The 23,551-nt window shown below is 35.7% G+C and carries 23 protein-coding genes; 6 read left to right on the top strand and 17 right to left on the bottom strand.

All coding sequences use genetic code 11. The features are described from left to right. Positions 1 to 12 precede the first annotated feature (12 nt). From HDT10_RS06405 to HDT10_RS06475, 15 genes are all read right to left on the bottom strand, one after another. Positions 13 to 1,089, bottom strand: coding sequence for a DUF354 domain-containing protein (locus HDT10_RS06405; RefSeq protein ID WP_290881322.1), 1,077 nt, complete (start codon positions 1,087 to 1,089; stop codon positions 13 to 15). Continuing rightward, positions 1,086 to 2,765, bottom strand: a complete 1,680-nt coding sequence (asnB, locus tag HDT10_RS06410; RefSeq protein WP_290881325.1) for an asparagine synthase (glutamine-hydrolyzing) — start codon at positions 2,763 to 2,765, stop codon at positions 1,086 to 1,088. The genes HDT10_RS06405 and asnB overlap by 4 nt, the downstream gene beginning before the upstream one ends. Positions 2,766 to 2,796: 31 nt before the next feature. Continuing rightward, complete coding sequence (locus tag HDT10_RS06415) at positions 2,797 to 3,573, bottom strand: class I SAM-dependent methyltransferase (protein ID WP_290881327.1); 777 nt, start codon at positions 3,571 to 3,573, stop codon at positions 2,797 to 2,799. Continuing rightward, positions 3,573 to 4,583, bottom strand: coding sequence for a TDP-N-acetylfucosamine:lipid II N-acetylfucosaminyltransferase (locus HDT10_RS06420; protein ID WP_290881330.1), 1,011 nt, complete (start codon positions 4,581 to 4,583; stop codon positions 3,573 to 3,575). The genes HDT10_RS06415 and HDT10_RS06420 overlap by 1 nt, the downstream gene beginning before the upstream one ends. A 42-nt stretch (positions 4,584 to 4,625) precedes the next feature. Further along, positions 4,626 to 5,180, bottom strand: coding sequence for an acetyltransferase (locus HDT10_RS06425; protein WP_290881332.1), 555 nt, complete (start codon positions 5,178 to 5,180; stop codon positions 4,626 to 4,628). A gap of 86 nt (positions 5,181 to 5,266) precedes the next feature. Further along, positions 5,267 to 6,625 carry a hypothetical protein gene (locus tag HDT10_RS06430; protein WP_290881334.1) on the bottom strand — a complete coding sequence of 453 codons (1,359 nt, stop codon included), beginning with the start codon at positions 6,623 to 6,625 and terminating at the stop codon, positions 5,267 to 5,269. Positions 6,626 to 6,634: 9 nt separating this feature from the next. After that, a complete protein-coding gene (locus HDT10_RS06435; protein WP_290881336.1) occupies positions 6,635 to 7,669 on the bottom strand; it encodes a radical SAM protein in 1,035 nt (344 codons plus the stop codon). 58 nt (positions 7,670 to 7,727) lie between these two features. Continuing rightward, positions 7,728 to 8,771: a dTDP-glucose 4,6-dehydratase gene (gene rfbB, locus HDT10_RS06440; protein WP_290881338.1), complete on the bottom strand. Its 1,044-nt coding sequence runs from the start codon at positions 8,769 to 8,771 to the stop codon at positions 7,728 to 7,730. A gap of 35 nt (positions 8,772 to 8,806) precedes the next feature. Continuing rightward, entirely contained in the window at positions 8,807 to 9,676 is an 870-nt protein-coding gene (gene rfbA / locus HDT10_RS06445; protein WP_290881340.1) for a glucose-1-phosphate thymidylyltransferase RfbA, read from the bottom strand. A gap of 3 nt (positions 9,677 to 9,679) precedes the next feature. Beyond that, on the bottom strand, positions 9,680 to 10,813 hold the full coding sequence (gene rffA / locus HDT10_RS06450; RefSeq protein WP_290881342.1) for a dTDP-4-amino-4,6-dideoxygalactose transaminase: 1,134 nt from the start codon (positions 10,811 to 10,813) through the stop codon (positions 9,680 to 9,682). After that, entirely contained in the window at positions 10,810 to 12,360 is a 1,551-nt protein-coding gene (locus HDT10_RS06455; protein ID WP_290881344.1) for a radical SAM/SPASM domain-containing protein, read from the bottom strand. The genes rffA and HDT10_RS06455 overlap by 4 nt, the downstream gene beginning before the upstream one ends. 1 nt (position 12,361) lies before the next feature. Beyond that, positions 12,362 to 12,805, bottom strand: coding sequence for a hypothetical protein (locus HDT10_RS06460; RefSeq protein ID WP_290881346.1), 444 nt, complete (start codon positions 12,803 to 12,805; stop codon positions 12,362 to 12,364). Continuing rightward, positions 12,798 to 13,169 carry a class I SAM-dependent methyltransferase gene (locus tag HDT10_RS06465; RefSeq protein ID WP_290881348.1) on the bottom strand — a complete coding sequence of 124 codons (372 nt, stop codon included), beginning with the start codon at positions 13,167 to 13,169 and terminating at the stop codon, positions 12,798 to 12,800. The genes HDT10_RS06460 and HDT10_RS06465 overlap by 8 nt, the downstream gene beginning before the upstream one ends. A gap of 36 nt (positions 13,170 to 13,205) precedes the next feature. Next, positions 13,206 to 15,260 carry a hypothetical protein gene (locus tag HDT10_RS06470; protein WP_290881351.1) on the bottom strand — a complete coding sequence of 685 codons (2,055 nt, stop codon included), beginning with the start codon at positions 15,258 to 15,260 and terminating at the stop codon, positions 13,206 to 13,208. 129 nt (positions 15,261 to 15,389) lie between these two features. Next, positions 15,390 to 15,566, bottom strand: a complete 177-nt coding sequence (locus tag HDT10_RS06475; protein WP_290881354.1) for a hypothetical protein — start codon at positions 15,564 to 15,566, stop codon at positions 15,390 to 15,392. 152 nt (positions 15,567 to 15,718) lie between these two features. Between HDT10_RS06475 and HDT10_RS06480 the strand changes: the two genes are divergently transcribed. From HDT10_RS06480 to HDT10_RS06505, 6 genes are all read left to right on the top strand, one after another. Next, on the top strand, positions 15,719 to 17,302 hold the full coding sequence (locus HDT10_RS06480; protein ID WP_290881356.1) for a flagellin B: 1,584 nt from the start codon (positions 15,719 to 15,721) through the stop codon (positions 17,300 to 17,302). A gap of 68 nt (positions 17,303 to 17,370) precedes the next feature. Continuing rightward, positions 17,371 to 19,332: a motility associated factor glycosyltransferase family protein gene (locus tag HDT10_RS06485; protein WP_290881359.1), complete on the top strand. Its 1,962-nt coding sequence runs from the start codon at positions 17,371 to 17,373 to the stop codon at positions 19,330 to 19,332. Then, entirely contained in the window at positions 19,329 to 19,517 is a 189-nt protein-coding gene (locus tag HDT10_RS06490) for a hypothetical protein (protein WP_290881361.1), read from the top strand. The genes HDT10_RS06485 and HDT10_RS06490 overlap by 4 nt, the downstream gene beginning before the upstream one ends. Then, positions 19,439 to 19,822, top strand: coding sequence for a hypothetical protein (locus HDT10_RS06495; RefSeq protein ID WP_290881363.1), 384 nt, complete (start codon positions 19,439 to 19,441; stop codon positions 19,820 to 19,822). Before HDT10_RS06490 ends, HDT10_RS06495 begins: the two co-directional genes overlap by 79 nt. Further along, on the top strand, positions 19,819 to 20,925 hold the full coding sequence (locus HDT10_RS06500; protein WP_290881366.1) for a CDP-glycerol glycerophosphotransferase family protein: 1,107 nt from the start codon (positions 19,819 to 19,821) through the stop codon (positions 20,923 to 20,925). Before HDT10_RS06495 ends, HDT10_RS06500 begins: the two co-directional genes overlap by 4 nt. Then, positions 20,922 to 22,370, top strand: coding sequence for a sugar phosphate nucleotidyltransferase (locus HDT10_RS06505; protein WP_290881369.1), 1,449 nt, complete (start codon positions 20,922 to 20,924; stop codon positions 22,368 to 22,370). The genes HDT10_RS06500 and HDT10_RS06505 overlap by 4 nt, the downstream gene beginning before the upstream one ends. A 7-nt stretch (positions 22,371 to 22,377) precedes the next feature. Here the strand turns inward: HDT10_RS06505 and pseH are convergent, their stop codons facing one another. Together pseH and HDT10_RS06515 are read right to left on the bottom strand one after the other, a co-directional pair. Beyond that, positions 22,378 to 22,860, bottom strand: coding sequence for a UDP-4-amino-4,6-dideoxy-N-acetyl-beta-L-altrosamine N-acetyltransferase (gene pseH / locus HDT10_RS06510; protein WP_290881372.1), 483 nt, complete (start codon positions 22,858 to 22,860; stop codon positions 22,378 to 22,380). 14 nt (positions 22,861 to 22,874) lie between these two features. Continuing rightward, positions 22,875 to 23,531 (bottom strand): formyltransferase family protein, encoded by a 657-nt coding sequence (locus tag HDT10_RS06515; protein ID WP_290881375.1) that lies wholly within the window; start codon positions 23,529 to 23,531, stop codon positions 22,875 to 22,877. Positions 23,532 to 23,551 lie beyond the last annotated feature (20 nt).

The raw sequence follows: 23,551 nt of genomic DNA on the forward strand, positions 1-23,551 counted from the left end.
TTCCTAAATTCATTATCTTTTCAAAATTTCTTCTTCAATCTTATCAACGATAAGGTTAAAATTACAATCTCCGCGCACCAAATACTTCATTGAATCAATCCTTTTACCCAACATTTTTTTGGCTGTTTTTACTACCTCATCACAATTTTGACACCAAAACATTAACCCATTATTGATTAAATATTCGTCATAAATCATCCACAAAGAGCGAACAGAAATCGTTGGAATCCCATAGCAAACTGCTTCAAGATTCATCGTCCCCCCCCCGCCAATGAATAAATCAATAAAGGGATAAAATTCCTCTGGTTTTAGTTTTTCTTCTAAAATAATTGCGGCTTCCTTAAAGTCCCTTTTTAACCTATCTTTTTCATATCTTGGCATTACAACAATGTTTGCATCAACTTCTTTTTTCAAAAGTGGAATCACTTGATAAATAGTAGGAATTTGTTCTTTGACATAATGTGCCTTATACTCCTCCTCTCTTATCATAATCGTAGGCTTCGTGGTATCCAAGCCATAACGCAATCTAAAATCGTTTTTGGAATCTTTTTTGATTTTGTTTATCCATAATGCCACATCAATAAAAGGATAAGGCACGATTTGGGATTCATCTAACGCGAAACGGAGCATTAATTCTTTAGGAAAAATAAAGGGATAAAAAAAGAGTTTAGAAAAAGGCAAGGTTAGCCTTGCAACAGCAGTTAATTCCTGCTTATTGTCATAAGGTTTTGCGATTGAGGGTGCATCATAGATATTCACAACTGGAATCCCAATGCCAAAAGCCACCTGCACACTATCTACCACCGCGCCACAAATCAGTACTTTAGGCACGCCACGCACTTTAAATAAATCCAAAATTTCTTTTTGGCGAAAGATTCTTGCTTGAAATTTCTCTAGCAAAGTCGCCCCGCCATATTCTCCAAGCACGATATGTGGAATCTTGTGCAAATCTAAAATCTCTTTTGCTTCTGTATAGTTTGGGGCGTATCTTGTAGTTACTAAAACCTCATAGCCGCGTCTTTGCAACTCCTCAATCATTAGAGTAAAAAACATCGCATATTTAGGTGTTGCTACATCAATCCAAATCATCTATACCCCTTTAAAGCGTTAAAAATTATCAAACGCGCATCAAAAATCGTTGTGCAATTATAGCCTAATTGTCGCATCAACATTTCTTCTGGAACTCCAAATCCGATTTTATCCAATCGCCACGCTAGCTTCGGACTTCCTAACTTCTCTAGTAACTTTCTTAAAATAAACTTTGAATATCCCTTTTGAAACTTTAAAGATTTATCTATCTTAAAGGCAAATTCCACCACTCTAAAGTCGGTAAAGGGCGTGCGATTCTCCATACTATGCGCCATAGCATTTCTATCCTCATAGCGCAAAAGATTCGGGAGGTTAAAGCGCACCACATCAAGCCACAATCCTTGATTGAAATCTAACAAAAAACGTTCTAAAAGATTTCGCATTGAGGGAATTGGAAGGGAATTTTGTCGCAATTTTTCTATGTTTTGCACATTATCCTCTGCAAAAATTTTCAGCTTTAATTCCTCTGCCAAAGAGCATTTAAGCCCGAAGCCATATTCTCCTAAGGCACTCCCGCCATAAACTCTTATGCGATTCTCAAACTCTTCTCTATTAGCAAAAATATATCTTCCTATATGATGATAATATCCCCCAAAGAGCTCATCTGCCCCTTGCCCTCCCAAAACGACTTTGCAGTAAGGCGACATCGCCTTAAACAATAAAAACTGCGCGTATTGCGAAAAACTTCTAAAAATCTCATCTTGTGCTTTGAGCAAGTTTTGAAAGTCTCTTTGAATAGAATCTAATGGAGGAAAAATCAAGGCAATCTCTCTCTTCAAATCCTGCTCTAACTGCTTAATATGCGCACTCTCATCACTCTCTTTAAATCCCGCAAACCCTATGCCAAAAAACTGACAATTCCCCGAAATCTTATGCGCCAAATGTGCTAAAATAGAGCTATCTACGCCACCAGAGACTGATAAGGCGACAGGGACATCGGAGCGCAAACGCAATTTTAAAGAATCCAAAAGCAGGGATTCTAGCTCTTCTAAAGCATCGTCTAAGGAAATCTTGTCGCAGACGATTTCCAACTCCCAATAACGCCAAAAACTCAATTTTCCCTCTTTAAAATACGCAAAATGCGCTTGAGGAAAATTAAAAATGCCTTGATAGATAGTTTTCGTTGGCTCTCCATTGCTAAAAAGCAACCACTTAGAAACTTCCTCTAAATCAAAGGGAAAGTCTCTTATTGCCAAAAATGCTTTGATTTCGGAAGCAAAAAAGATTTTGTCTCCCTCTAATGCGTAAAATAGCGGTTTATTGCCTAGCCTATCCCGCGCCAAAAACAATGAGGAATCGCGTTTGTCATAAACTGCAAACGCAAAATCCCCATTGAATTTTTTTAACGCTTTCTCTTGCCAAATGGCGAAAGAATGCAGCAAGACTTCTGTATCACTATGGGTAAAAAATGGAATCCCCAATCCCTCTAATTCCTGTTTGATTTCTAAATAATTATAAATCTCTCCATTAAAAACAAGCACCAAATGCGGACAATAAGGAGAAGTAAAGGGCTGATTAGCGGCAGAATCCAAATCAATAATACTTAAACGATTGTGGGCAAAGGAAAAGTTCTTATCACTGAAACTTCCGCTAAAATCCGGTCCCCTATGCCGCATACTCTCCGAAGCTTTTTGAATCACCTCCAAAGGATAATTTCCGCCACAAATGCTGCACATAATAACCCTTTTTGCAAATCAAATGATTTACTCATTTCCTTGCTAGGCAATAACCATTTCTACTTTGACTTGTCAGCTTGACTTCCCTAAAATCGCTCAAGTCAAAAAATTCAATAGCTTTAAAGCCTATATTTTTAAGATAATATTCCAATTCCTTAAGAGAGAAAAAGCGCATTTTATCATTACTTTCCAAAAATAAAGGTTTATTATCTCTATCCTCAATTAAATATTTATAAGAGCAATCAATACAATTTTCCATTAAATCAAATTTTGCTTCAGAAAATCTTGTAATAGTAATCTCATTATGTTGCACTCTTTTAATTCTCGCTTCAAGATTGTGTGTAAAGATTCCTGCTTGATGATAAAAATCAAAAATAAAGATTCCGCCTTCTTTTAGATGAGAATATGCGTTTAAAAAGACTTGCAACAAATCATCATTAGAGACTTGATAACAAACAACATGAGACAAAGCACACACTCCGTCAAATACTAATGGCATTTTAAAAGTCCTAATATCTTCACAAAAATAAGTAATATTTTTGCCCCCCCCCCCGCAGTGATTTTCTTTAGCATACGAAATCATATCTTCACTACAATCTACACCCACAATATCATAACCATTTTTAGCAAAATTTTCGCAAAAGATTCCTGTGCCACATCCAAAATCTAATATTTTTCTACCTCTGCATTCTTTTTGGAATAGATTAACAAAAAATTTTCCCATTCCATCAAAATTTTTATCAGCAAAAAAAGTTTCATAATATTTTACAAATTTTCCGCTAAAGGAAAGGCTTGCAAATTTCGACACTATTCTCCTCCTTCAAACAAGGTTACAAATTCTCTTTTCATATTTTCATAAGAATAAATATCTTTAGCTAAATGATGATTGTTGGAAGCTTGTATCCCATTGAGTTTCTCTAAAGTAATCTTACTATCAAAATCAAAAATAATAAAACCATTGCTTTTAAGTATCTCCCAAGAAGTTGTCTTTCTCATATAGACTTTCTTGCCCATTCCAAGAAGTTGAATAATATTTCCATAAGCTTGTTGATTTTTATGGGCGAAAAGAGCAATATCAACGCTTTTTAGAATCTCTAAATATTCCTTTAAAGGCATAAAATCTAACAGCGGTTTAAATTTATCTCCAAAAAGATTCCTAGCATAACCAATAACTTCTTGTTGATATTCTTTAGACGCACAATAAGATAGAGGGCAAATTAATTCAATTTCTTGATTTCTATATTGCTTGAGGGATTCTAGTATTTCTTTATGATTATTGAGTGAGTCTCCAGAGTTACCAATTAAAAAAATTGTCTTAGAACCATTGTCGGCTATACTTAAATCTCCTTGAAATATATTAGAAGCATAAAAGCTATTAGAATAAAAAACTTTACCTTTACAGCCATATTCTTTTTGCACATACTTATAATCTCCAGCAATAGAAATCAAATGTCCTACATTTTGCAAAATAAAATTATGCCTTTTGCTATAAGCTTCTTTACCCAAACAGAAATCCCCTCCCCATAGCACCCAATAGCATTTATTTAAAAGCCAAGGCTGAAAATATAAAAGTCTAATTACTTCGTGTCTCCATAATCCATGTAAAATAATTTTAGCCGCTTGATTCATTAAAACAGCCAACTTAAGTTGTTTCCCAAAGGTATTAATATGCTCTACCTCTTCAAAATTGCTTAAGCCATATTTACAAACATCAGGGCGCACATAAACGAATTTATGAAATCTTAAATCAAAATTCTCTTTCATAAATTCTATAAATCTAATGGAATGAACAGCAGAACTTAAAATATGTAGAATCACTGCTGCCCCCTTAACGACACCATAATTACAAAGCAATAAATCTTAGAAAAAGCATAAAAAAATAATCCAACCAAAATTATCCCCCCCCCCCCGCCTAGATTTTATCTGAATCAATTGGGCAGGAATCCCGGCATAAACACCATATTCCACGCATTTTCCTTTGACAAAGCTTAAGGCTCCAACAGAAACATAATCTCCAACCTCACTTCCTGCATAAACCACGCTATTAGCACCAAAAACGCAATGTCTGCCAATTTGCACTGCCCCAACAATTTTCTTATTTGTTCCCACATAATCATCACTGCGCGAAAAAACTCTTACTCCATAAGAAAACACGCTAGATTCTCCAATCACAATGCCGCCCTCTTGCAAATCCTCAAACTTACTTCCGCCAGCCACCAAACAAAATGGGGCTAGCCAAACAGAATTTTGCAAAATCACATTTCCGCTAACAACACAAAAATCATCAATTCTTACATTGTCCTCCAAACACATCAAATGCACATCATATAAACTTGCCCTAGAAGAGACCTTGACATTGCTCCCTAATCTTTTAAAGTCTAAACTTTCAAGTTCTTTTTGTGTTAAATATGCCACTTAATGCACTCCGCTAAATATAATGTTAAATGTTTTTGAACCATACTGCATAAAAATCCTTTAGTCTGCATTCTAGCAAAAATACATTAATAAATGGCTTTATGAATTGCTTTAATCTTTTTTGCAATCACTTCACTTGCATTGCCCAAGTGAAACACTTGCTGTATTTTATATTCTTGAATTATGCTTTGATATTTGACTTGCAAATCCCTAGCTCTCTCCACTGCTTGCAACAAAGATTGTGGATTATAAGCATAATCATGTAAAATTGGATTAAAATAACGATACCCAAGACAATTAGAATCTATGATACTTTTATCCTCAAAATATAAAATAGCTTTACAAAAAGTCGTAAGAGGGAAAGTATAACCCACCGATGATGCAGAAACAACTGCGCAAAAAGATTTATTATAACTATCTGCGGAAATTTTCTCTCCTTCATCTATGCTAAAACAAGGATTACTAGAAAATCTAGCACTAAATTCATCAATGGCTTGCTTTCTCCAGCCATATCCCGGACGAAAAATCACTTTAATAGAATTTTCTAAAAGCAACTTCACCCCCTCTTGAATATCGGACAAATCACTCTCATCGTGCATAGCAATCAATACACTATCCCTTGTCAAATTTTTATTATTTATGATTTCCTTATTAACTACCTCAAAGGCAGGATATCCTCCCTCTATCAGCTCTTTATCTAAGCAATAATATTCCAAAGATTTCTTTAAAATCTCTGCTTCTAATCTAGTCGGAACGACAATATAATCTGCATGTCGCACTATCTCCATAGTTTCTTCTATCCCGCCAAATCTTAAAATATTCTCCAAACAATCCGCAATTCCATGGGGTTGGTAAAAATACTTTACCTTTGGATTCTTAAAATTACACGGGGTTGTCATATAAAGTGCCCAGACAAAATCTACCAAATCAAAATGCTCTACTACAAGAGGAATTGCCAAAGAATTGTCAGAATCTTTTTTGCGACATTTGTGGTAAGAGACATCATTACTACATAGATAGAGGATATGAAATCCGTGATTCTTCAAAGCCTCATCAATAAACCCCAAATGCTTTTCGCCTCCTAAATTATAAACGCCAATTGCAATGGTATTTTTTACTTTCCAACCTCTTCTTAATGTTTCTTGTTTTGCGATTCCTACAATTCTTGTTGAATAATACAAAACTGATTTTTGATAATTTGTAATTTTAGATTCTTTTAGATTTTTAATAAGTTGTTGCATAATTACGCGACTATAAGGATTTTTTTGCTCTAAAGCAAGCAATACCTTATCGCCACTAGAGAGAATCTCATTTTTGCAACTCTCCAGTGAAATTTCCGCATAAGAATCGTCAATAAAGCAAATTTCTATATTAGAATCTAAAAACTTTAACATTTCTCCTAGAGTCCTGCCATGTCCTCCGCGTGGATAGATAAAATATCTCATAAAATCTCCTTATAAAAATTCGCTATTGATTATTTCAAGTTGTAATTTATCTAAAGTCTTATTAAAACTATCATTGCGACATAAAATCGGGCAATACTTACAATTAATGTGTTTATAGACCTCTCTTATCCTGCTTCCTCTCCAAATCTCCTCCAAACTTTGCTCTCTTAAATCTCCAAGTAAATGTGCAGAACTCTGACGAAAGTGCAGACAAGCCCACACTTTGAAATCTGCGCTAATACAAGTGCTAAAAAACATTCCGTGGCATTGCCCATAGCCACGATTAGCTATATCGTGCATTTGATTGTATTTTTGATGACTTGCTAAGATTTTAAAATCCGTCTCTTCATACTTGCTTTGTAGCTCTGCAAGCACTGGTGCGATATTAAAGGTATCGCCGATAAATGGACGAAATTGCACAAAATCAATGCCTTTTTGCCTTTTAGCAATATCTTTGATAAGTCTTACAAAACTTTCCATATCGCCTTGTGTCTCTTGACTAGTTAAAAATCCTATTCCAAAGCTAATCTTGGAATCCATTTGGGTTTTTACCTGCGCAAAGAGTTCAATGTTTTCCAAAGTTTTAGCAAAATGCTTTGATTTCATTCCGTGTATTTTCTCATACATTGCCGCACTTCCTGCATCAAGAGAGATTCTAAAATATTCTAAATTCTTTGCAATCACACGGCACTTCTGTTCATCAAGCAATCCACCATTAGAATTAAGCCCAATATTCATTCCCGCACGCTTTATCTCCTCTATGGCATAACTAAAATGTGGGCTTAAAGTCGGCTCACCTCCACCCGATAGAATCACACCTTTGTTTTCAAGACTCTTTAATCCTGCAATAATAATATCAATTTGTTCTTTGCTTAACTCTGCATTGTTTTCATTATGCCCACAGCAACCAGGGCAATGATGATTACACTTATTTGTTAAGTCCAGTTCGGTTACAATGAGTGTCTTATGTGCATTAAGAAAATAATCAATTTTGTGAGTGTAGTGTAAAATTTTCTCACTAGCGTTAAAATGATTGACTTTCATCTCCAACTCCTTTTGATGAGATTGAGATACAAAAGGAGTGATAAAAGGCAATATAAGGTTAATTTACCCCCCCCCCCCCGCCAACTTTAGAATTATATTTTTGTATATACCATTTGATAGTTTGATTTAATGTTTTCTCCATATTAACACACCTCCAATTGAAAAACTTTTTTAGCTTGCTACAATCTACCGCATATCTCCTATCGTGTCCCGCTCTATCTTGCACAAAGGTAATTTGCGAAGCATAAGAAGCCCCGCTTTTGCTTGGAATCAGTTTATCCAAAATTTCGCAAATGAGTCTCGCAATCTCTATATTACTTTTTTCATTCTCGCCGCCGATATTGAAAGTCTCCCCAAAATACGATGAATGAAACACCCTATCAATTGCGCGACAATGATCCTCTACAAAAAGCCAATCACGGATATTTTTTCCATCACCATAAATAGGAATCTCTCCGCCATTTAAAGCATTGCGAATAATCGTTGGAATCAGCTTTTCATCGTGTTGCTTTGGTCCATAGTTGTTTGAACAATTCGTGATAAAAGTTTTCAACCCATAAGTATGATAATAGCTTCTCACAAGCATATCGCTTGCGGCTTTAGACGCACTATAAGGGGAATTTGGTGCGTAAGGAGTGGATTCGCTAAAATACCCACTCTCACCCAATGAGCCAAACACTTCATCAGTGCTGATATGATGAAAGACGCAATGCGCTTTGTCTTTCTTGGCTTTATTTGGAGCGTCAAACCAACTCAAATATGCGCTATGCAAGAGATTAAAAGTGCCATTGACATTGGTTTTTATAAAAGCACTTGGATTCGTAATGGAATTATCTACGTGAGATTCTGCGGCGAAGTGAATCACACCCTCAATGCAATGCTTGAAGAAAATCTCACGCATAAGGGCTTCATCGCAAATATCACCTTGAATAAAAGTGTAATTGGAATATTTTTCTACGCCTTGAAGATTCTCTAAATTTCCTGCATAAGTCAGAGAATCCACATTGACAAGGTGATAATGTGGATATTTTTGCAAAAAATAAAGGATAAAATTACTTCCGATAAACCCCGCTCCACCTGTAACTAAAATATTTTTTTTCATTTTTATTCTCTTAATAAATCTTGCATTCTACACAATCAGTTCAACAGGGATATTAAATATTTTCCATAACCACTTTTATCCAATATTTTTGCTCTCTCTAGTAAAATTTCTTGATTAATCCAGCCAGAATTGAAAGCAATTTCCTCTAAACACGCAATTTTATACCCTTGCCTCAATTCAATGGTTTGCACAAAATCCCCTGCCTCTATTAAACTATTATGTGTGCCTGTATCAAACCATGCAAAACCGCGTCCCAACATTTGAGCTTTGAGTTTGCCTATTTTAAGATAAGCACAATTCACATCGGTGATTTCATATTCTCCGCGTGGGCTAGGGGAGAGATTCTTTGCAATTTCAATGGCTTTATTATCATAAAAATATAGCCCTGTGGCGACATAATGACTTTTAGGGCGCAAGGGCTTTTCTTCCAAGCTTAGCACATTGCCTTGCGCATCAATCTCCGCCACACCAAAATGCTTAGGCTCATTGACGCGATAAGTAAAAAGTGTCGCAAAGCCTTTTTTAGCGTCTGTTTTCGCTTCTTCAAGCATAGGTGTGAATCCTTGTCCATAGAATATATTATCTCCTAGAATAAGGGCAATCTCATCATTTCCTATAAATTTTTCTGCTAGAATCAAGCCTTGAGCTAAACCATTAGGGTTCTCTTGAATACAATACTCTATTCGCATTCCCAACCACTCACCTTTTCCAAAGAGTTCGGCAAATCTTACAATGTCTCTAGGTGTTGAAATAATCAATATCTCTCTAATTCCAGCCAACATCAATACAGAGAAAGGATAATAAATCATAGGCTTATCATAGATAGGCAAAAGTTGCTTTGAAACCATTAAAGTGGCGGGATATAACCTCGTCCCATTGCCCCCTGCCAAAATAATTCCTTTCATTACCTACCCCCTCCAAAAATCATAAACACTTGTAATTATTTTTTCTTGTTCTTTCTTCTTTAAATCATAATATATTGGCAATCTTACAAGTCTCTCACTATCTTTGGTTGTATATTGATCTTTCCCTATAAATTTTCCATATTTTCTACCTAATTGTGAGCTATGCAAGGGAATATAATGAAAAGAAGCAATAATATTTCTTTTTTTAAAAAATTCAAGAAATTTTATTCTTTCTTCTTTATTTTTAAGTTTAAAATAAAAAATATGTCCATTGTGTTGGCAATAATCTGGTATTTCTGGTAATTCTATTTTTTCTTTTTTTTGTAACTCTATGAAAGCTTGAAAATAATCTTTCCAAAGTTTAAGTCTTTTCCGATTAATCTTATCAAATTGCTTAATCTGTGCCATTAAGAATGCACTTTGAATTTCAGAAAGCAAATAAGAAGAGCCTATATCTACCCAACTATATTTATCTACCATTCCTTGAAGAAATAAGCTACGATTCGTGCCTTTTTCTTGCAAGATTTCAGCTTTCTGAATAAATTTTTTTTTATTAATAATTAATGCTCCACCCTCACCACCACTTGTATAATTTTTTGTTTCATGAAAAGAAAAAGCTCCAAACTCCCCCAAGCTTCCTAATGGACGATTTTTATAAAAAGCATGCACTCCTTGTGCGGCATCTTCACAAACAGCAATATTATAATGTTTTGCAATTTCTAAAATTGAGTCCATCTCACAACCTACGCCCGCATAATGAACAGGAATAATTGCTTTAGTTTTTTTGGTGATAGCATTTTCCAATAATTTTTCATTAAGATTCATTGTTCTAGGGTTAATATCAATAAATTTTATTCTTGCGCCTCGCAATACAAAAGCATTGACACTAGAAACAAAAGTGAAGCTTGGAGCAATAACTTCATCTCCTTCTTGGATTTCTAACAACAAAGCCATCATTTCTAATGCTGCTGTGGCAGAAGGAGTTAATAATACTTTCGGGCTTTTAAGCTGATTTTGAAAAAAAGATGTAATTTGTTGATTAATGATACCATTGCCTTTCAAGCTTTTGCTTTTTAGACATTTTAAAATTTCTTTTTTTTCTTTTTTCCCACAATGAGGTTGATTAAAGGGCATCATCTATCTTCATCCTTATCAAAGATAAACATTCTTCTTGTGCCAATATCAATTGTTTTTTGATTCTCTTTAGCAGGAATCAACAATAATCTCGAGGAACAATTTTCGCAAGGAGCAAATTGAGCAAATTTTTGTAAAAGATTTTCTCTCCGCAAATCTTGATACTTTTCTCCTCCCCAAATTTTCTCTAAAGATTCCTGATAAACATTACCCATTAATAATGCCCCCCCCCCCGCACTTTTTTGATAAGCGGGACAATTACAGCTTGGATAAACATTCCCCACTGGATCAATAATTAATAAATCTGTAAGCCATGGATCGTTACATATGCGTCCATATTCTTGTTGAGATTGAATTTGTAACTTTTTACTTTCTCCTTCTGGTGTATAGGTATTTACATAAGTAAAGTTCAACGACTGAATTTCGTTAGCATAAGGATTCCACCTATCAATAAAAGTTTCAACTTCATTAATAGCATTACCCTCCAAAGTGCAATTAAATCGCACTCTAATATCTTTATAATTTTTAGATTCTTCTAAAAAATTATAAATATTCGTCTCAACCTTGCTTAACTCTACACCACGTGTTGCCTTGTAAGTCTCTGGAGTTGCTCCATCAACACTAAAATAGATTCTATTTAATCCCTTTTTCAAAAGTTTTTTAGAAAGCTTATTATCTAGCAAGGTTGCATTAGTTATAAGAGAAACGACAGGACAACCCGCCTTTTTAGCATAAGCAATAAAATCTGGTAATCGCTTATCAATAGTTGGCTCTCCTTTAGCACTAAAATGCACTGTGCATTTATGCTTACCGGCATAATCCAAAACTGCATAAACAACGGAAGTGGCTAATTCCTTTTTAGTTGCATAAAATTCTTTTGTTGCTTTATCGTGCATTGCTTGGTAAATCGGAGAAAAATGCCAACATATCGTGCATTGTAAATTACAGATATTATTAAGCTGTATTGCAATCCCTTTTGGTGCAGGATAAAATTTAGTTGCTCTTTGAACAAGATTTAAATAGTTAATATTACTACTCACACGATATTCTTGCCAAAAGGGGGATAATTCAAAAAGTTGTTTAGATTCTGGGTAAAATCTCTTAAAAATCTTATTTTCCTTATTTAAAGATTGATAAAGTAATTCTTGCAACTTTTCTTTGAGTCGAATCGTTATTTCTCCTTTTTGCTGTAAAAGAGAAATTTTAAAAACATCTAATGTAATGGAGTCTTTTAAAACAAACAAAGCGAAATTATTAATATTTGCTTTGTTTGTTGCTTTGGGAAAATAATAAAGATTCTCCTCATAATTTTGTGAGTACATAATAAAATCTTTGATAAAATTCTTATCTTCTAAAGATTCTATGGAATAGTTTAATCCGATAATCACTGCTTGCTTTTGTTTTACTTCTTGATAGTGTTTTCGCAATAATTCATAAAATTCTTCCGAATAAAAAGCATCAACTTCATACTCTAAGACTTCATCAAATAAAGATTCTATTTGTATTTTAGCTTCTATCGTATTTTGAAATTTAATAAAAATTCCTTTCATTTTAGTCCTTCTGTAGTAGTATAACACGATTTGAAAGTAGCCGATATGACTTTGCGTGAAAATACAAATAACATTTCACACAAAATCCAATTTTTTTAGAAATACCTTTCTTTCTATGAATTTTATAATTCCAAAGCTCCCTAATCGTGCCAACTCCATCGGATAAAAATCTCTCAAATCGTCTTTTGTAGGTAATATCTTTTACTTTAAATCCATTTTGTTTAAAAATGCTATCCATCTGATGATAACTCCGATAAAACAAATATTTGCGTGAAAATCTCCACATTTGAGAGATTTCCTCTTTTTTAACAAAGCCAAATTTCACAGCGAAATAACAATATAACTTTTGAATCATTCTATGCTTCACTCCTTGAATAGCCCAAACCAAAGGTAATCCCGTATGGCAATCTATTAAAGGATAAGAAGCTGCAAATTCACTATACATTATCCCCCCCCCCGAGGACACGTGATATCTCTTTGATTGAACCCTCTAAATCTTTAATATGTTCAAATGTTTGATAAGAAAACACTGCTTGAAATTTGTCAGATTCAAAAGGCAATTTTTCTCCCAACCTATAATAACGAATCGCCCGACTTAGCTCATCTTGCTCTAGCCCTTGTCTTTGCAAAAAAATATCTCCTCTAAATTCAGGAGTAATATCACAACCATAAGCTAAAAAGCCCTTTCCCCGCATTGCTTCTACAAAGCGTCCATTACCGCAACCAAAATCTAAAATCACATCTTGCTTTTTGCTCCTCATTGCGTTAAGAGCAAATTCCAACATTTCCAAAAAACCTTGTTCTAGCATTCTTATATCTCACTTTCAGTCAAAATCTTATTGTTTTTACATTTCCATAGCTTTTATAAATTGTCTAATACCCATTTCTTGTCTTGATAAAAGAATCCTATCCAATAAGTTATCATCTCTTTCTTTAATGACGATTGCCTTGTCAATCTGAATATACCTAGATAGCTTTTTCTTAAATTCATTTGCGTCAAAAGCCCAATAAGCACTTTTAAGATTTTTTAATTTTTCAAATGCTTGTTGATACATTGCTTCACCATATTTTTCAATAAAACATTCTTTAATATCCTCCATAATTTGCAAATAAGTCGATACAACCTTTTCTCTACTTATAACCCCAATAAGACGCTTTGTAGTACCTTTGGCTTTAAACTCTGACCAACTTTCCCCCTGCCCCAATGGAAAAGTATTGCAAAATATATCAATCAAATGCCCATAGAGATGTGCATTCACGAATCCGGGCATAAAGAATCGCTCCGAGATTCCAAGCTTCTCCACTTTTTGGCGAATCACAGGGACATTCCCCGCCCCAGCAGCGATGAAAATCGTATTTTGATGTTTTTTCATCACTTCTGCAATGCACTCCAAATATTCCTCACTATCTACTTTTACAAGTCTGCCAATCACACCAAGCACTATCGTATCTTCTTTAATAGGATACTTCGCCTTTTCTGCCTTGATTGCTTCAGGGTTTATCGGGGGATTATAGAATTTCTCTGCGTCCATAGAGACTTTAAAATCCTTGAAAACATATTGCGGTGATTGTTGAGCAAAATGACTTATCCTCTCATCAATTCCGACAATATCGTATCGCCCATTTCCGTGACTCCAAAATATCTGTTTTGGCGCACTTCTTGTAGCAAACAAAAAATCACTTGCATCAATCGTGCCTGTGGAGATTAAAATATCTATTTCGTCTTCTAGGATTTTATTTCTAAACAACATTGCTTTTTGTAAATGCGGAACATAGTAGCTATATTGTTGCACCAAATGGTATGCGGGGCTCATCACGACACAACCAAGCTCTGCTAAGGCTCGCATTGCCTGCATATCATCTAAACTTTTTTGAATATAAGCCATAGAATAGACGACAATCTCGTATTTTTTCGCAAATTCTTCATCATTTAACAATGTCTTAATCAAAGAATATTCTACTTTATAAGGTGAATTTTCTACGATTCTGTCTTTTAAGATTCCAATTTTGACCTTACGCCCCTCTTGTCTGTCAATTTTGCTTTTGCATTTAGGCAATGTTTTGCCATATTCTACGAAATACGGCTCTACGAGCTTGACTACCTTGTCATTATATTCTTGCCAATCCTCTGCTAATTGCGCGGAATTGCCAAATTTATGATAGATATAAAACTCTACATACATTGCCAAATCCAAATTTCCGCACTTCAAGAGCCGTTCAAGCACCCCAAGCCATACAGGAAAATTCTCACGCCATTTTAAATTATTAAAATAATGTTTGACATTCCAAAAAATGTGCATATTCCATAAAAAAATGGATTTCTTTCTCCTATCGTTTATTTGATTGAAATACTCTTCTTCTAAGGCTTCCTTTTGAATCTCTAAAATCCATTCAATCGGAATATGATAATAAAACAAAAAGTCTAGCATAAAGGAATTTAGCCCGTCCATATAGGTTTCCATCAAATCCAAATAAATAATATGACGCAAGAAAAACTTAACCGCCTTTTCTCCCTCTCCTTTAAGTATCATTGCCACACTAATGCAATGAATAAATATTAAACGTTCATAATCAGATTCCGTGCTTTTAACATAACTTAGTAAGTCAATATAAGTATCAAATCGCGTATCTTGTGGAATCTTATCTGCATAATTGGTGCTAGAATCTCCAAAGATTCCATAAATCCACAAAACATTATAATCTGGAATGTCGCCTTTCTGATAAATCAGCTCTAGGCACTTTTGACGCAATAAAGTAATGAGCTCCACTCTTGTTTCAAACTCCAAATTCTCTTGCTCTTGCTGCCCTAAAGAGCGAATCAACATTACTGCTTCATTGAAAGCTTGCTTGCTACTAGCGTCTTTAAGCCTAGTAAAAATCTCTTCTACAATTATTTGCATTATTTTATCTTTGCATTTAGGATTCTATAATATCGGCAAATTCTAGCAAAACTTTAGTTAAAAATACTATGATAATTACAAAATCCTTGCAAAGAGCAAGGTAACAAAGCAATCTATAATGTAAATAAGTCAATTTTTGCTTGGATTTGGATTGCCTGACGCAGTGGTTAGCTCATTGTCATTGCGAGATTCCGCAAGGAATCGTGGCAATCTATCATCTTGCATAAAAGCAGCTATCCACTTGTCATTGCGAGAATTGCTCGCAATTCGTGGCAATCCATAATGTTGCATACAGAAAATATACAATGGAATCTTTCAAGAAATTCAATATTATAGATTGCTTCGTCGCTTTGCCCCTCACAATGACAGCAAAAATCGCCTCTTTTGCAACACAATTTCAAAAAGTGGAACACCATTTGCTTTACCACTTGAAATTTTATTTTTGCAAAGGATGCATAATGAGTTATAGGATATACACCAATGTGAATGCGTTAAACGCACACACTTCAGGAATTGTGAATAATCGCAATATGGCAGAATCGCTAGAGAAATTAAGCTCTGGTTTAAGAATCAATAAAGCGGCAGATGACGCTTCAGGTATGGCAATCGCCGATAGTTTGCGCTCTCAAGCCTCCGCTCTTGGTCAAGCAACAGCAAACGCCAATGACGCAATTGGTATGATTCAAACTGCGGATAAAGCAATGGACGAGCAAATCAAAATCTTAGATTTGATTAAAACTAAAGCCGTTCAAGCTGCACAAGATGGACAAACAAAAACAACAAGAAACGCTCTCCAAAGCGATATTTTAAGACTAATGGAAGAGCTAGACAATATTGCAAACACTACAAGTTTCAACGGGCAACAAATGCTCTCTGGTGCATTTACCAATAAAGAGTTCCAAATTGGTGCTTATTCTAACACAACCGTTAAGGCTTCCATTCAACCAACAAATTCTTTGAAAATCGGACATGTTCGCTACGAAACCGGTGCAGAAATGTCTGTTAGTGCTGGGGCAGATAGTCTTTCAGAAGTTACACTTAGATTCTTAAATACTGATGGAACTTCCAACTACGCTATTGAATCTATCAAAATCTCCACTACTGCGGGAACAGGAATTGGGGCACTTGCAGAGGCAATCAACAAAAACTCTGATATACTTGGCGTGCGTGCAACTTATGTCGTAATGGGGCAAGGCGTGGGTGCGATTGGTTCTGGAACTGTGCGCGGACTTACCATTAATGGAATCCAAATCGGCGATGTCAATGATGTGCAAAAAAATGACTATGATGGCAGATTGATTGCGGCAATCAACGCACAAAAAGAGCGCACAGGCGTGCATGCTTCCCTTAGTATCTCTGGGGCGTTACAACTCACAAGTAATGACGGAAGGGCAATTTCTGTCCATGTAGATGATGGCTCTCACGTGCTTAATGGCGTCAATAGTGCGAATGCCCCAATAACAGAAGGTGGTTCCTTTGCTGCAGTTTCAGGAAACACACACGCAATCATTGGACGCTTGACTTTGATTCGTCTCAATGCAAGGGATATTCTCGTCTCTGGCGTAAATTATTCTCAAGTTGGCTTGCACTCTGGTGCGACAAATATCCAAGCAGGTTCTGGACTTGCACAATACACCGTTAATCTTCGCAGCGTCAATGGTGAGTTTGACGCTAATGTCGCTTCAGCCATTGGTGCAAACTACAACACCGCTACCGCTTTTGTCAATAAAAACGGAATCGGGGCAGGTGTAACAAGTATGGAAGGTGCAATGGCGGTTATGGATATGGCACAATCCGCACAAGAACACCTAGATAGAATCCGTGCGGATTTGGGTTCTGTGCAACAACAACTTGTGGTAACAATCAACAACATTACTGTAACACAAGTCAATGTCAAATCCGCAGAATCTCAAATCCGTGATGTGGATTTCGCAAGTGAATCAGCAAACTTCTCTAAAACAAACATTTTAGCACAATCCGGAAGCTTCGCAATGGCGCAAGCTAACCAAGTGCAACAAAATGTTTTGAGACTTTTACAATAGTTTTAAGCCCAATCTCTTGGGCTTTTTCTGCTATAATTTCTTAGCTTAATTCATTATAAGGAATCCCTATGTCTCAATCTCTCAATTCTCGTTTGGACAAAAACATTGACGCCCTCTCCAAAGTCAATCCCATGTTAGCAGCGCAGCTCAAATTCCTAGTCCCCAATCAAAAATACGAAGTCTATATTGGAGATGACCCTTTAAATATTAACATTTATGATAAAGAAAACAAGATTGCACTTTATGAAAACGAACCCTTAATGCAGACATTGGAAAAAATAAAAGAATTTGAACCCTTTGCACTCTATCCATTTTTATACTTTTTTGGTTTTGGAAACGGCATTTTTTATCGTTTATTGCTAAACCAAAATGCAAAATCTCTGAAAAAAATCTTTATTTTTGAGCCCGAATTGGAATTAATTTACATTGCATTAAACTTCGCGGATTTTAGCGAAGAAATTGCACAGCAAAAGCTTTTGATTTTTTGGACACAAACAACGGATTTTGGGAGTTTAAGCTCCTATTTGTCTAGTGAGGGGCAATGGATTTATTCTCGTATTTACAATTTACATCTTTACAATAGTTACTATGGACAATACACGAAAGAATGCTTGGATTTAAACACCCTTATTGTCCGCTTACTAGAACACCATGTCATCTCTGTGGGTAATGACGCCATTGACGCCTTGATTGGCTTAGAACACCATTTGCAAAATCTCCCCGAAATGATTACCACGCCCTCTATGCTAGATTTTATTAAATCTGCCAAAAACACAGAAACTGCCGTGATTGTCTCCACAGGACCTTCGCTCTATAAGCAATTACCTTTGTTAAAAAAATACGCCCCATATCTTACGATTTTCTGCGTTGATGCTTCTTTCCCAATTCTTGTGAAGCACAAGATTAAACCTGACATTGTCGTAACATTAGAACGTGTAGAGCCCACAGCAGATTTTTATATCAAAACTCCCAAAGAAGCACAAAAAAATGTGATTTTTGCAATCACTAGCATTGTGCATCAAGCGACAAGCAAGGCGATTACAAAAGGAATCAAAACTTATAGTATGCGCCCCTTTGGCTATACGCGATTCTTTGATTTAAAAGAATATGGCTATGCTGGAATCGGAATGAGTGCTGCAAATATGGCATACGAACTCATTGTGCATAGCCAATTTAAACGTTGCATTTTTATCGGGCAAGATTTGGCGTTTTCTCCTGATGGCAAAACACACTCCAAAGACGCAATATTTGGCGAAAACGAAACGCAATACAAACCAAAAGAAAATGCAAAAGACAAGATTCTAGTGCCTGCCTATGGCGGAGAGGGTGTCGTGGAAACAAGCAATGTGTGGAAAATGTTTCTCAACTTCTTTGAAAAGGACATTGCAGAAACACCTTACCCGATAGAGGTGATTAACGCCACAGAAGGAGGAGCAAGAATCACAGGGACGAAAGAGATTCCATTCCAAGAGGTGCTAGAATCTCTGCCAAAAGCGAAAAAGTCCCCTATCCAGCTTACACCGCCTACCAAAGCGCAAATTGCTGCGAATCAAAAACTCATCAAGGCAAAAGTCAAAGAATTTTTAGATTATGGCTACAAAAGAAAAAAAATAGTAGAAAAGCTCTTCTTGAGAGTTGTTAAGATGACAGAAGAATTAGAGCGGCTCAATCGTGCCAATAAGCTAGAAAAAATCAACTTTGCCAAAATGGATAAATTACTAGAAGAGATTGATGATGTTAAAAATTTCTTTCAAGAGGATATTTTTATCAAATGCTTCATTGATGCGGTGCAATCCTATATCGTGCATCAAGAGCTAGAGTTTGCAAAAATCGCCGTGCGTCCTGTGCGAACGCTCATTGAAAAACAAGTCAAACAAATTGATTGGCTCTATGCACATAAATTTTGGCTTTTTTCTCTTGCAGGGGGAATGGATGCAACTTTGGAAGTTACAAAACGCGCAGCAAAAACTTGGATGGAGATTCCTAAAAAATATGACACAACAAATACCACTACAAAGGAAGTAAAATGAAACTTGTTTATGCGCCAAGTTTTAGAGAATCTAAAGACATTCTACACGCCAATGCTTTATGCGGCTACGATATTTCTGTACTTGAATGCTTATTAGAAGCAAATAAATGGGGGGGGGGGCAGGAGATGAAGTTCTCTATCTCCCCAATCCCAAAACTCCCAAATCTTACCACAAAGTTATTTTAGATTCCCTCCCCTCTATCCAACCCATAAAATCCTTACAAAGTGCCAAAAGCTGCGACACGCTCATCACAGATTTTTCTACACTTGCCCTATGTTTTAACTTAAGATTTTTAAAGCCAAGCGTGCTTTTTTTGCCTTGTTTTACTTCTATTGATTTCGGAAAAGACCATTTCTATTTATTAATAAGTCGCTTCAATTTTTTTAGCTTCTCGCAACAACAACTCAAGCAAACGCTGAAAGACTTGCCAAATCTAGCACCAGCAAAAACACAAGAGATTCTAAATTTTACACAAGAGGATTTATTATGAATGCACAATACCAAATTGATACTTTTATTCGACTGACTACCCAAAAAATCAAAGAATCCCTAAGCTCTAGGAAAAAAAATATTGCGATTGTTTCTTATTATCCTACTTATCGTTCTAATTACGGCAATCTCATCTCCGAACTAAAGAAAGATTACAATGTTATCACGATTGTGGATAGCATCCTAAATGACGATTTTGAAAAATCAGCCCACCATAATTTTCATTTTCCTTATCGTATTATAGATGGCGAAACGCATTATTATCTAAACACCGATATTCCAGAGATTGACTTAATCATCACTGCAGACCAAGTAGGCTATCAAGAGGGCAAAATTGACCGCACATTTTTAAGCAAAAAAGCCAAACGCATTTATTTGCCCCACAGACTAACGACAGATTGCGGTGTTAGTGATAATATAGATTACATCATCGTGCCTTCAAAAACAGCAATGAAAGAGTTTAAGCTAAGAACTAGCAAAATGAAAGTCAAATTATTGCCTTGTGGCTATCCGCAATTTGATACAACCTTAGAAAATTACCATTACACCCCCGCAAACACTATCACCTATGCTCCCACTTTGCGTTATGTGGATATGAGATATTCTAACCTCAATGCGTATGCGGGTTTTGATTGCAATATGATAGAATGGTTGTTAGAAAATACGCAATACAATATTTCTTATCGCTCCCACCCAATAAACTATACCAACAACCACCTCTTTCATCAACAAATTAGAGCAAGATTCCAAAACCAACCCCGCGTTTCGTTTGACTGCAAAATGGGCAATGAGTTCTTTAATTTCAGCGATTATCTAGTTACAGATTGGTCTGCCACAGCCTTTACTTATTCTTATGCAACTCTGAAACCTAGCTTTTTCTTTATGCCTTTTCCTTTGAATAAAGATTTAAAAAGAGGTGGATATATTATAGAAAAGCAAAATTCACGCAACTTCGCCGAGCTTAAAAGCAAGATTGATTCCATTGACTTTGAATCCCAAAAACAATTTTTCCAAAATTTGCGTGATGACAATGTCTATAATATCGGCACTTCATGTCAAGCAATCAAAACACAAATAGACTCAATCTTAAAGGATAAAAAATGAAAGCAATTATCCTAGCTGCTGGAAAAGGCACAAGGCTATTGCCTTTCACACTAAACAAGCCAAAACCACTTTTAATTCTCAACAACCAAAGCATACTAGAGAGGATAATTTGTCAATTACAATCCCACAAGATTACTGATATTTTAGTTATCACGGGACACAAGGCAGAAAAAATAGATTCTCTATCTCAAAAATTAGGATTCCAAACCTTATATTTTCCACACTTTGAGACGACCAATAGTGCAGCAACTCTTGCATTTGCTTCAAAGTTTTTAGTAGGCGATACTCTATTAATTAATGGAGATTCTTATATTAAAAATGGGGCATTTTTAGAATCACTCACAAAACATTCTACACTTATAGCCCAACATATTGACCAAACTACCGCACTAACTTGGGGATTTGAAATAGATGCAAACAACAATCTCCTACGAATAGACACAAATTGTAAAAGTGGGCTTTGCGAATGTGGCATTAGTTTTATTGGTGCAAAGGATATAGAGCCCTTTAAACAATCTTTACAAACTTGCAAACCACAAGATTATTATGAAAATGCAATTTTAAAGATGATTCCTCACCAATCCTACCGCATTTTAGAAGTTCAAGATAGCGTTTATGAGATTGACAGCTTAAAAGATGCTTTAAATGCTTCTCTTCTCACTCCACAAGAGTTTGCTTCCCAATGCTCCACAAATGGCAAAGCTTTAAGGCTTGGAGGATTTACAAATTATAACTTCAAAATAGAGCTCAATGGCACAAAGGTTCTTAGGATTCCGGGTATTGGCACAGAATCCTTTGTAGATAGAAAACAAGAATCCAAGGTCATTGCACTAATCCCAACTGAAATTTCTGCTGAAACAACTTTTTATTCTGATTATATTAAAACAAGCGCCTTTTTGAATGGATTTTCAGACCAAACCAAAAGCAACGATTTGAGCACACACTTTTTAGAATCCCTTGCAAAAACACTAAAAAAACTCCATTCTATTCCAATGCCTCAAGACTTCTCTCCCATCTCATTTATAGATGAAATTCATAAATACGAATCTCTAGCAGGCAAAAGAATCATTACTTCAAAAGAAAGTGATTTTATTTTAAAAATAGCTAATATTTTGCAAGGAGACACACAAGTGCTCAATCATAGGGATTTACTAAGGGGAAATGTAATGTATAATGGTAAAGAAGTTAGATTAGTAGATTTTGAATATTCTGGATTCTGCTCGAAATTATGGGATATTGCAAATTTTATTTGTGAATTTGATGTGCCAAGAAAAAAAGCCTTAGAGTTTATCCAAATCTATGGTGGAATCACAGAAAAAGAAGTGTATCAAGCTCGTATTTTAGTGCATTATATTTGGGGCTTATGGTATATCGTCAATCAAGTCAAGCAAGAAGAAGAACGACATTTACACTATTTATACAAATACCTTAAAATCTACTCCTAAGAGTAGATTACGATTCTGCCCTTAGATTCTTTAGCGACATTTCTAGTACTTCTTCGCCATTTACTAGCTTCTCGCCACTCTCTTGGAATCCAAATTTCTTGTGTAGATTGATTACTTGCTTGTTGGACTTAAACACTTCTAAGTGTAATTGCTCCGCCCCTAGAATCTCAAAAACATAAAATAAGCTAATCTGCTCCAATACCCGCCCGATTCCGCCGACATTCAAGCAAGGATTTGCAAAGAATCCAAACTCTACCGCCTTTTTATCTTGAAAGGAAAAATTCAAACTCCCAAGCATTTGCCCACAGAGAGAAACGACAAAATACTGCTTTTGGGGATTATTTTTCAGAGATTCTATAAAGGCAAAATGCTCTTGGGAGGAAATATGATGCTGATGATACAAGTTTGACTTCACACGCACATCATTGCGGTATTGCAAAATCTCCTCTTGTGCCTTGACTTGCAAATCAATATAATTTTCTAGCTTCAAACAAAGACTAGGAATTATTCCCCCCCCCCCACAACAGAATCCTGATAAATCTTTATAATAAATTTCTTACCACTCTTATAAAAAAATGCGGGAAACTCCTCATTACTTACAATGCGCAATAAATTAAATTGCGATTCTATGCTTTTTGTAATGTCTAATTCACTATCTCTTGGGCTTCTTTTAGGATAGAAACTCTCCTCCCCGCTTTGGGCTTTTGGTTCTAAAGTCGGCAATAGGCTCAAAAATTCCAAGCACATTTGCTGACACATTTTCGCCTGCTTCTCTCGCAATTCCTCATAGAGTTCTAAACCGCTTAAATGCAAAGTCTTTTGCAAATAAATCATTCCATTATCCGCCTTTGTATCCGCCCTAAAAAGCGTAAAAACAATGGAATCCTTACCCTCTAACACTTGCCAAAAAAGAGGCGACCAACCCTTGCCGCGAGGCAGTGCAGAAGCGTGAATGACGCAATTTATTCTATGTCGTTCTAAAAATTCTTGCTCTATGAGCTGATGATACGACAAAATAAACACAATATCATAAGATTCTTTGATTTCTTGGTGAGAAAAATAAAGCTGCGCCCCGACAATCTTATCTTTTAACTCCCTAGCATAAGGGATAAACCACTGATTGGCAGAAGTTAGAATCGCGACTTTTAACCCACTTTGCATAAAGCACTCCTATGCAAAGG

The organism is Helicobacter sp., from assembly GCF_014799995.1.
In the GTDB taxonomy this organism is placed as follows: Bacteria; Campylobacterota; Campylobacteria; order Campylobacterales; family Helicobacteraceae; genus Helicobacter_D.

Bases quoted from the DNA above. Each gene is read 5' to 3' on its own strand.
- HDT10_RS06405 (WP_290881322.1), bottom strand. From the start codon at position 1,089: ATGATTTGGATTGATGTAGCAACACCTAAATATGCGATGTTTTTTACT.
- asnB (WP_290881325.1), bottom strand. From the start codon at position 2,765: ATGTGCAGCATTTGTGGCGGAAATTATCCTTTGGAGGTGATTCAAAAA.
- HDT10_RS06430 (WP_290881334.1), bottom strand. From the start codon at position 6,625: ATGAGATATTTTATCTATCCACGCGGAGGACATGGCAGGACTCTAGGA.
- HDT10_RS06435 (WP_290881336.1), bottom strand. From the start codon at position 7,669: ATGAAAGTCAATCATTTTAACGCTAGTGAGAAAATTTTACACTACACT.
- rfbB (WP_290881338.1), bottom strand. From the start codon at position 8,771: ATGAAAAAAAATATTTTAGTTACAGGTGGAGCGGGGTTTATCGGAAGT.
- rfbA (WP_290881340.1), bottom strand. From the start codon at position 9,676: ATGAAAGGAATTATTTTGGCAGGGGGCAATGGGACGAGGTTATATCCC.
- rffA (WP_290881342.1), bottom strand. From the start codon at position 10,813: ATGATGCCCTTTAATCAACCTCATTGTGGGAAAAAAGAAAAAAAAGAA.
- HDT10_RS06455 (WP_290881344.1), bottom strand. From the start codon at position 12,360: ATGAAAGGAATTTTTATTAAATTTCAAAATACGATAGAAGCTAAAATA.
- HDT10_RS06460 (WP_290881346.1), bottom strand. From the start codon at position 12,805: ATGTATAGTGAATTTGCAGCTTCTTATCCTTTAATAGATTGCCATACG.
- HDT10_RS06465 (WP_290881348.1), bottom strand. From the start codon at position 13,169: ATGCTAGAACAAGGTTTTTTGGAAATGTTGGAATTTGCTCTTAACGCA.
- HDT10_RS06470 (WP_290881351.1), bottom strand. From the start codon at position 15,260: ATGCAAATAATTGTAGAAGAGATTTTTACTAGGCTTAAAGACGCTAGT.
- HDT10_RS06480 (WP_290881356.1), top strand. From the start codon at position 15,719: ATGAGTTATAGGATATACACCAATGTGAATGCGTTAAACGCACACACT.
- HDT10_RS06485 (WP_290881359.1), top strand. From the start codon at position 17,371: ATGTCTCAATCTCTCAATTCTCGTTTGGACAAAAACATTGACGCCCTC.
- HDT10_RS06490 (WP_290881361.1), top strand. From the start codon at position 19,329: ATGAAACTTGTTTATGCGCCAAGTTTTAGAGAATCTAAAGACATTCTA.
- HDT10_RS06495 (WP_290881363.1), top strand. From the start codon at position 19,439: ATGGGGGGGGGGGCAGGAGATGAAGTTCTCTATCTCCCCAATCCCAAA.
- HDT10_RS06500 (WP_290881366.1), top strand. From the start codon at position 19,819: ATGAATGCACAATACCAAATTGATACTTTTATTCGACTGACTACCCAA.
- HDT10_RS06505 (WP_290881369.1), top strand. From the start codon at position 20,922: ATGAAAGCAATTATCCTAGCTGCTGGAAAAGGCACAAGGCTATTGCCT.
- HDT10_RS06515 (WP_290881375.1), bottom strand. From the start codon at position 23,531: ATGCAAAGTGGGTTAAAAGTCGCGATTCTAACTTCTGCCAATCAGTGG.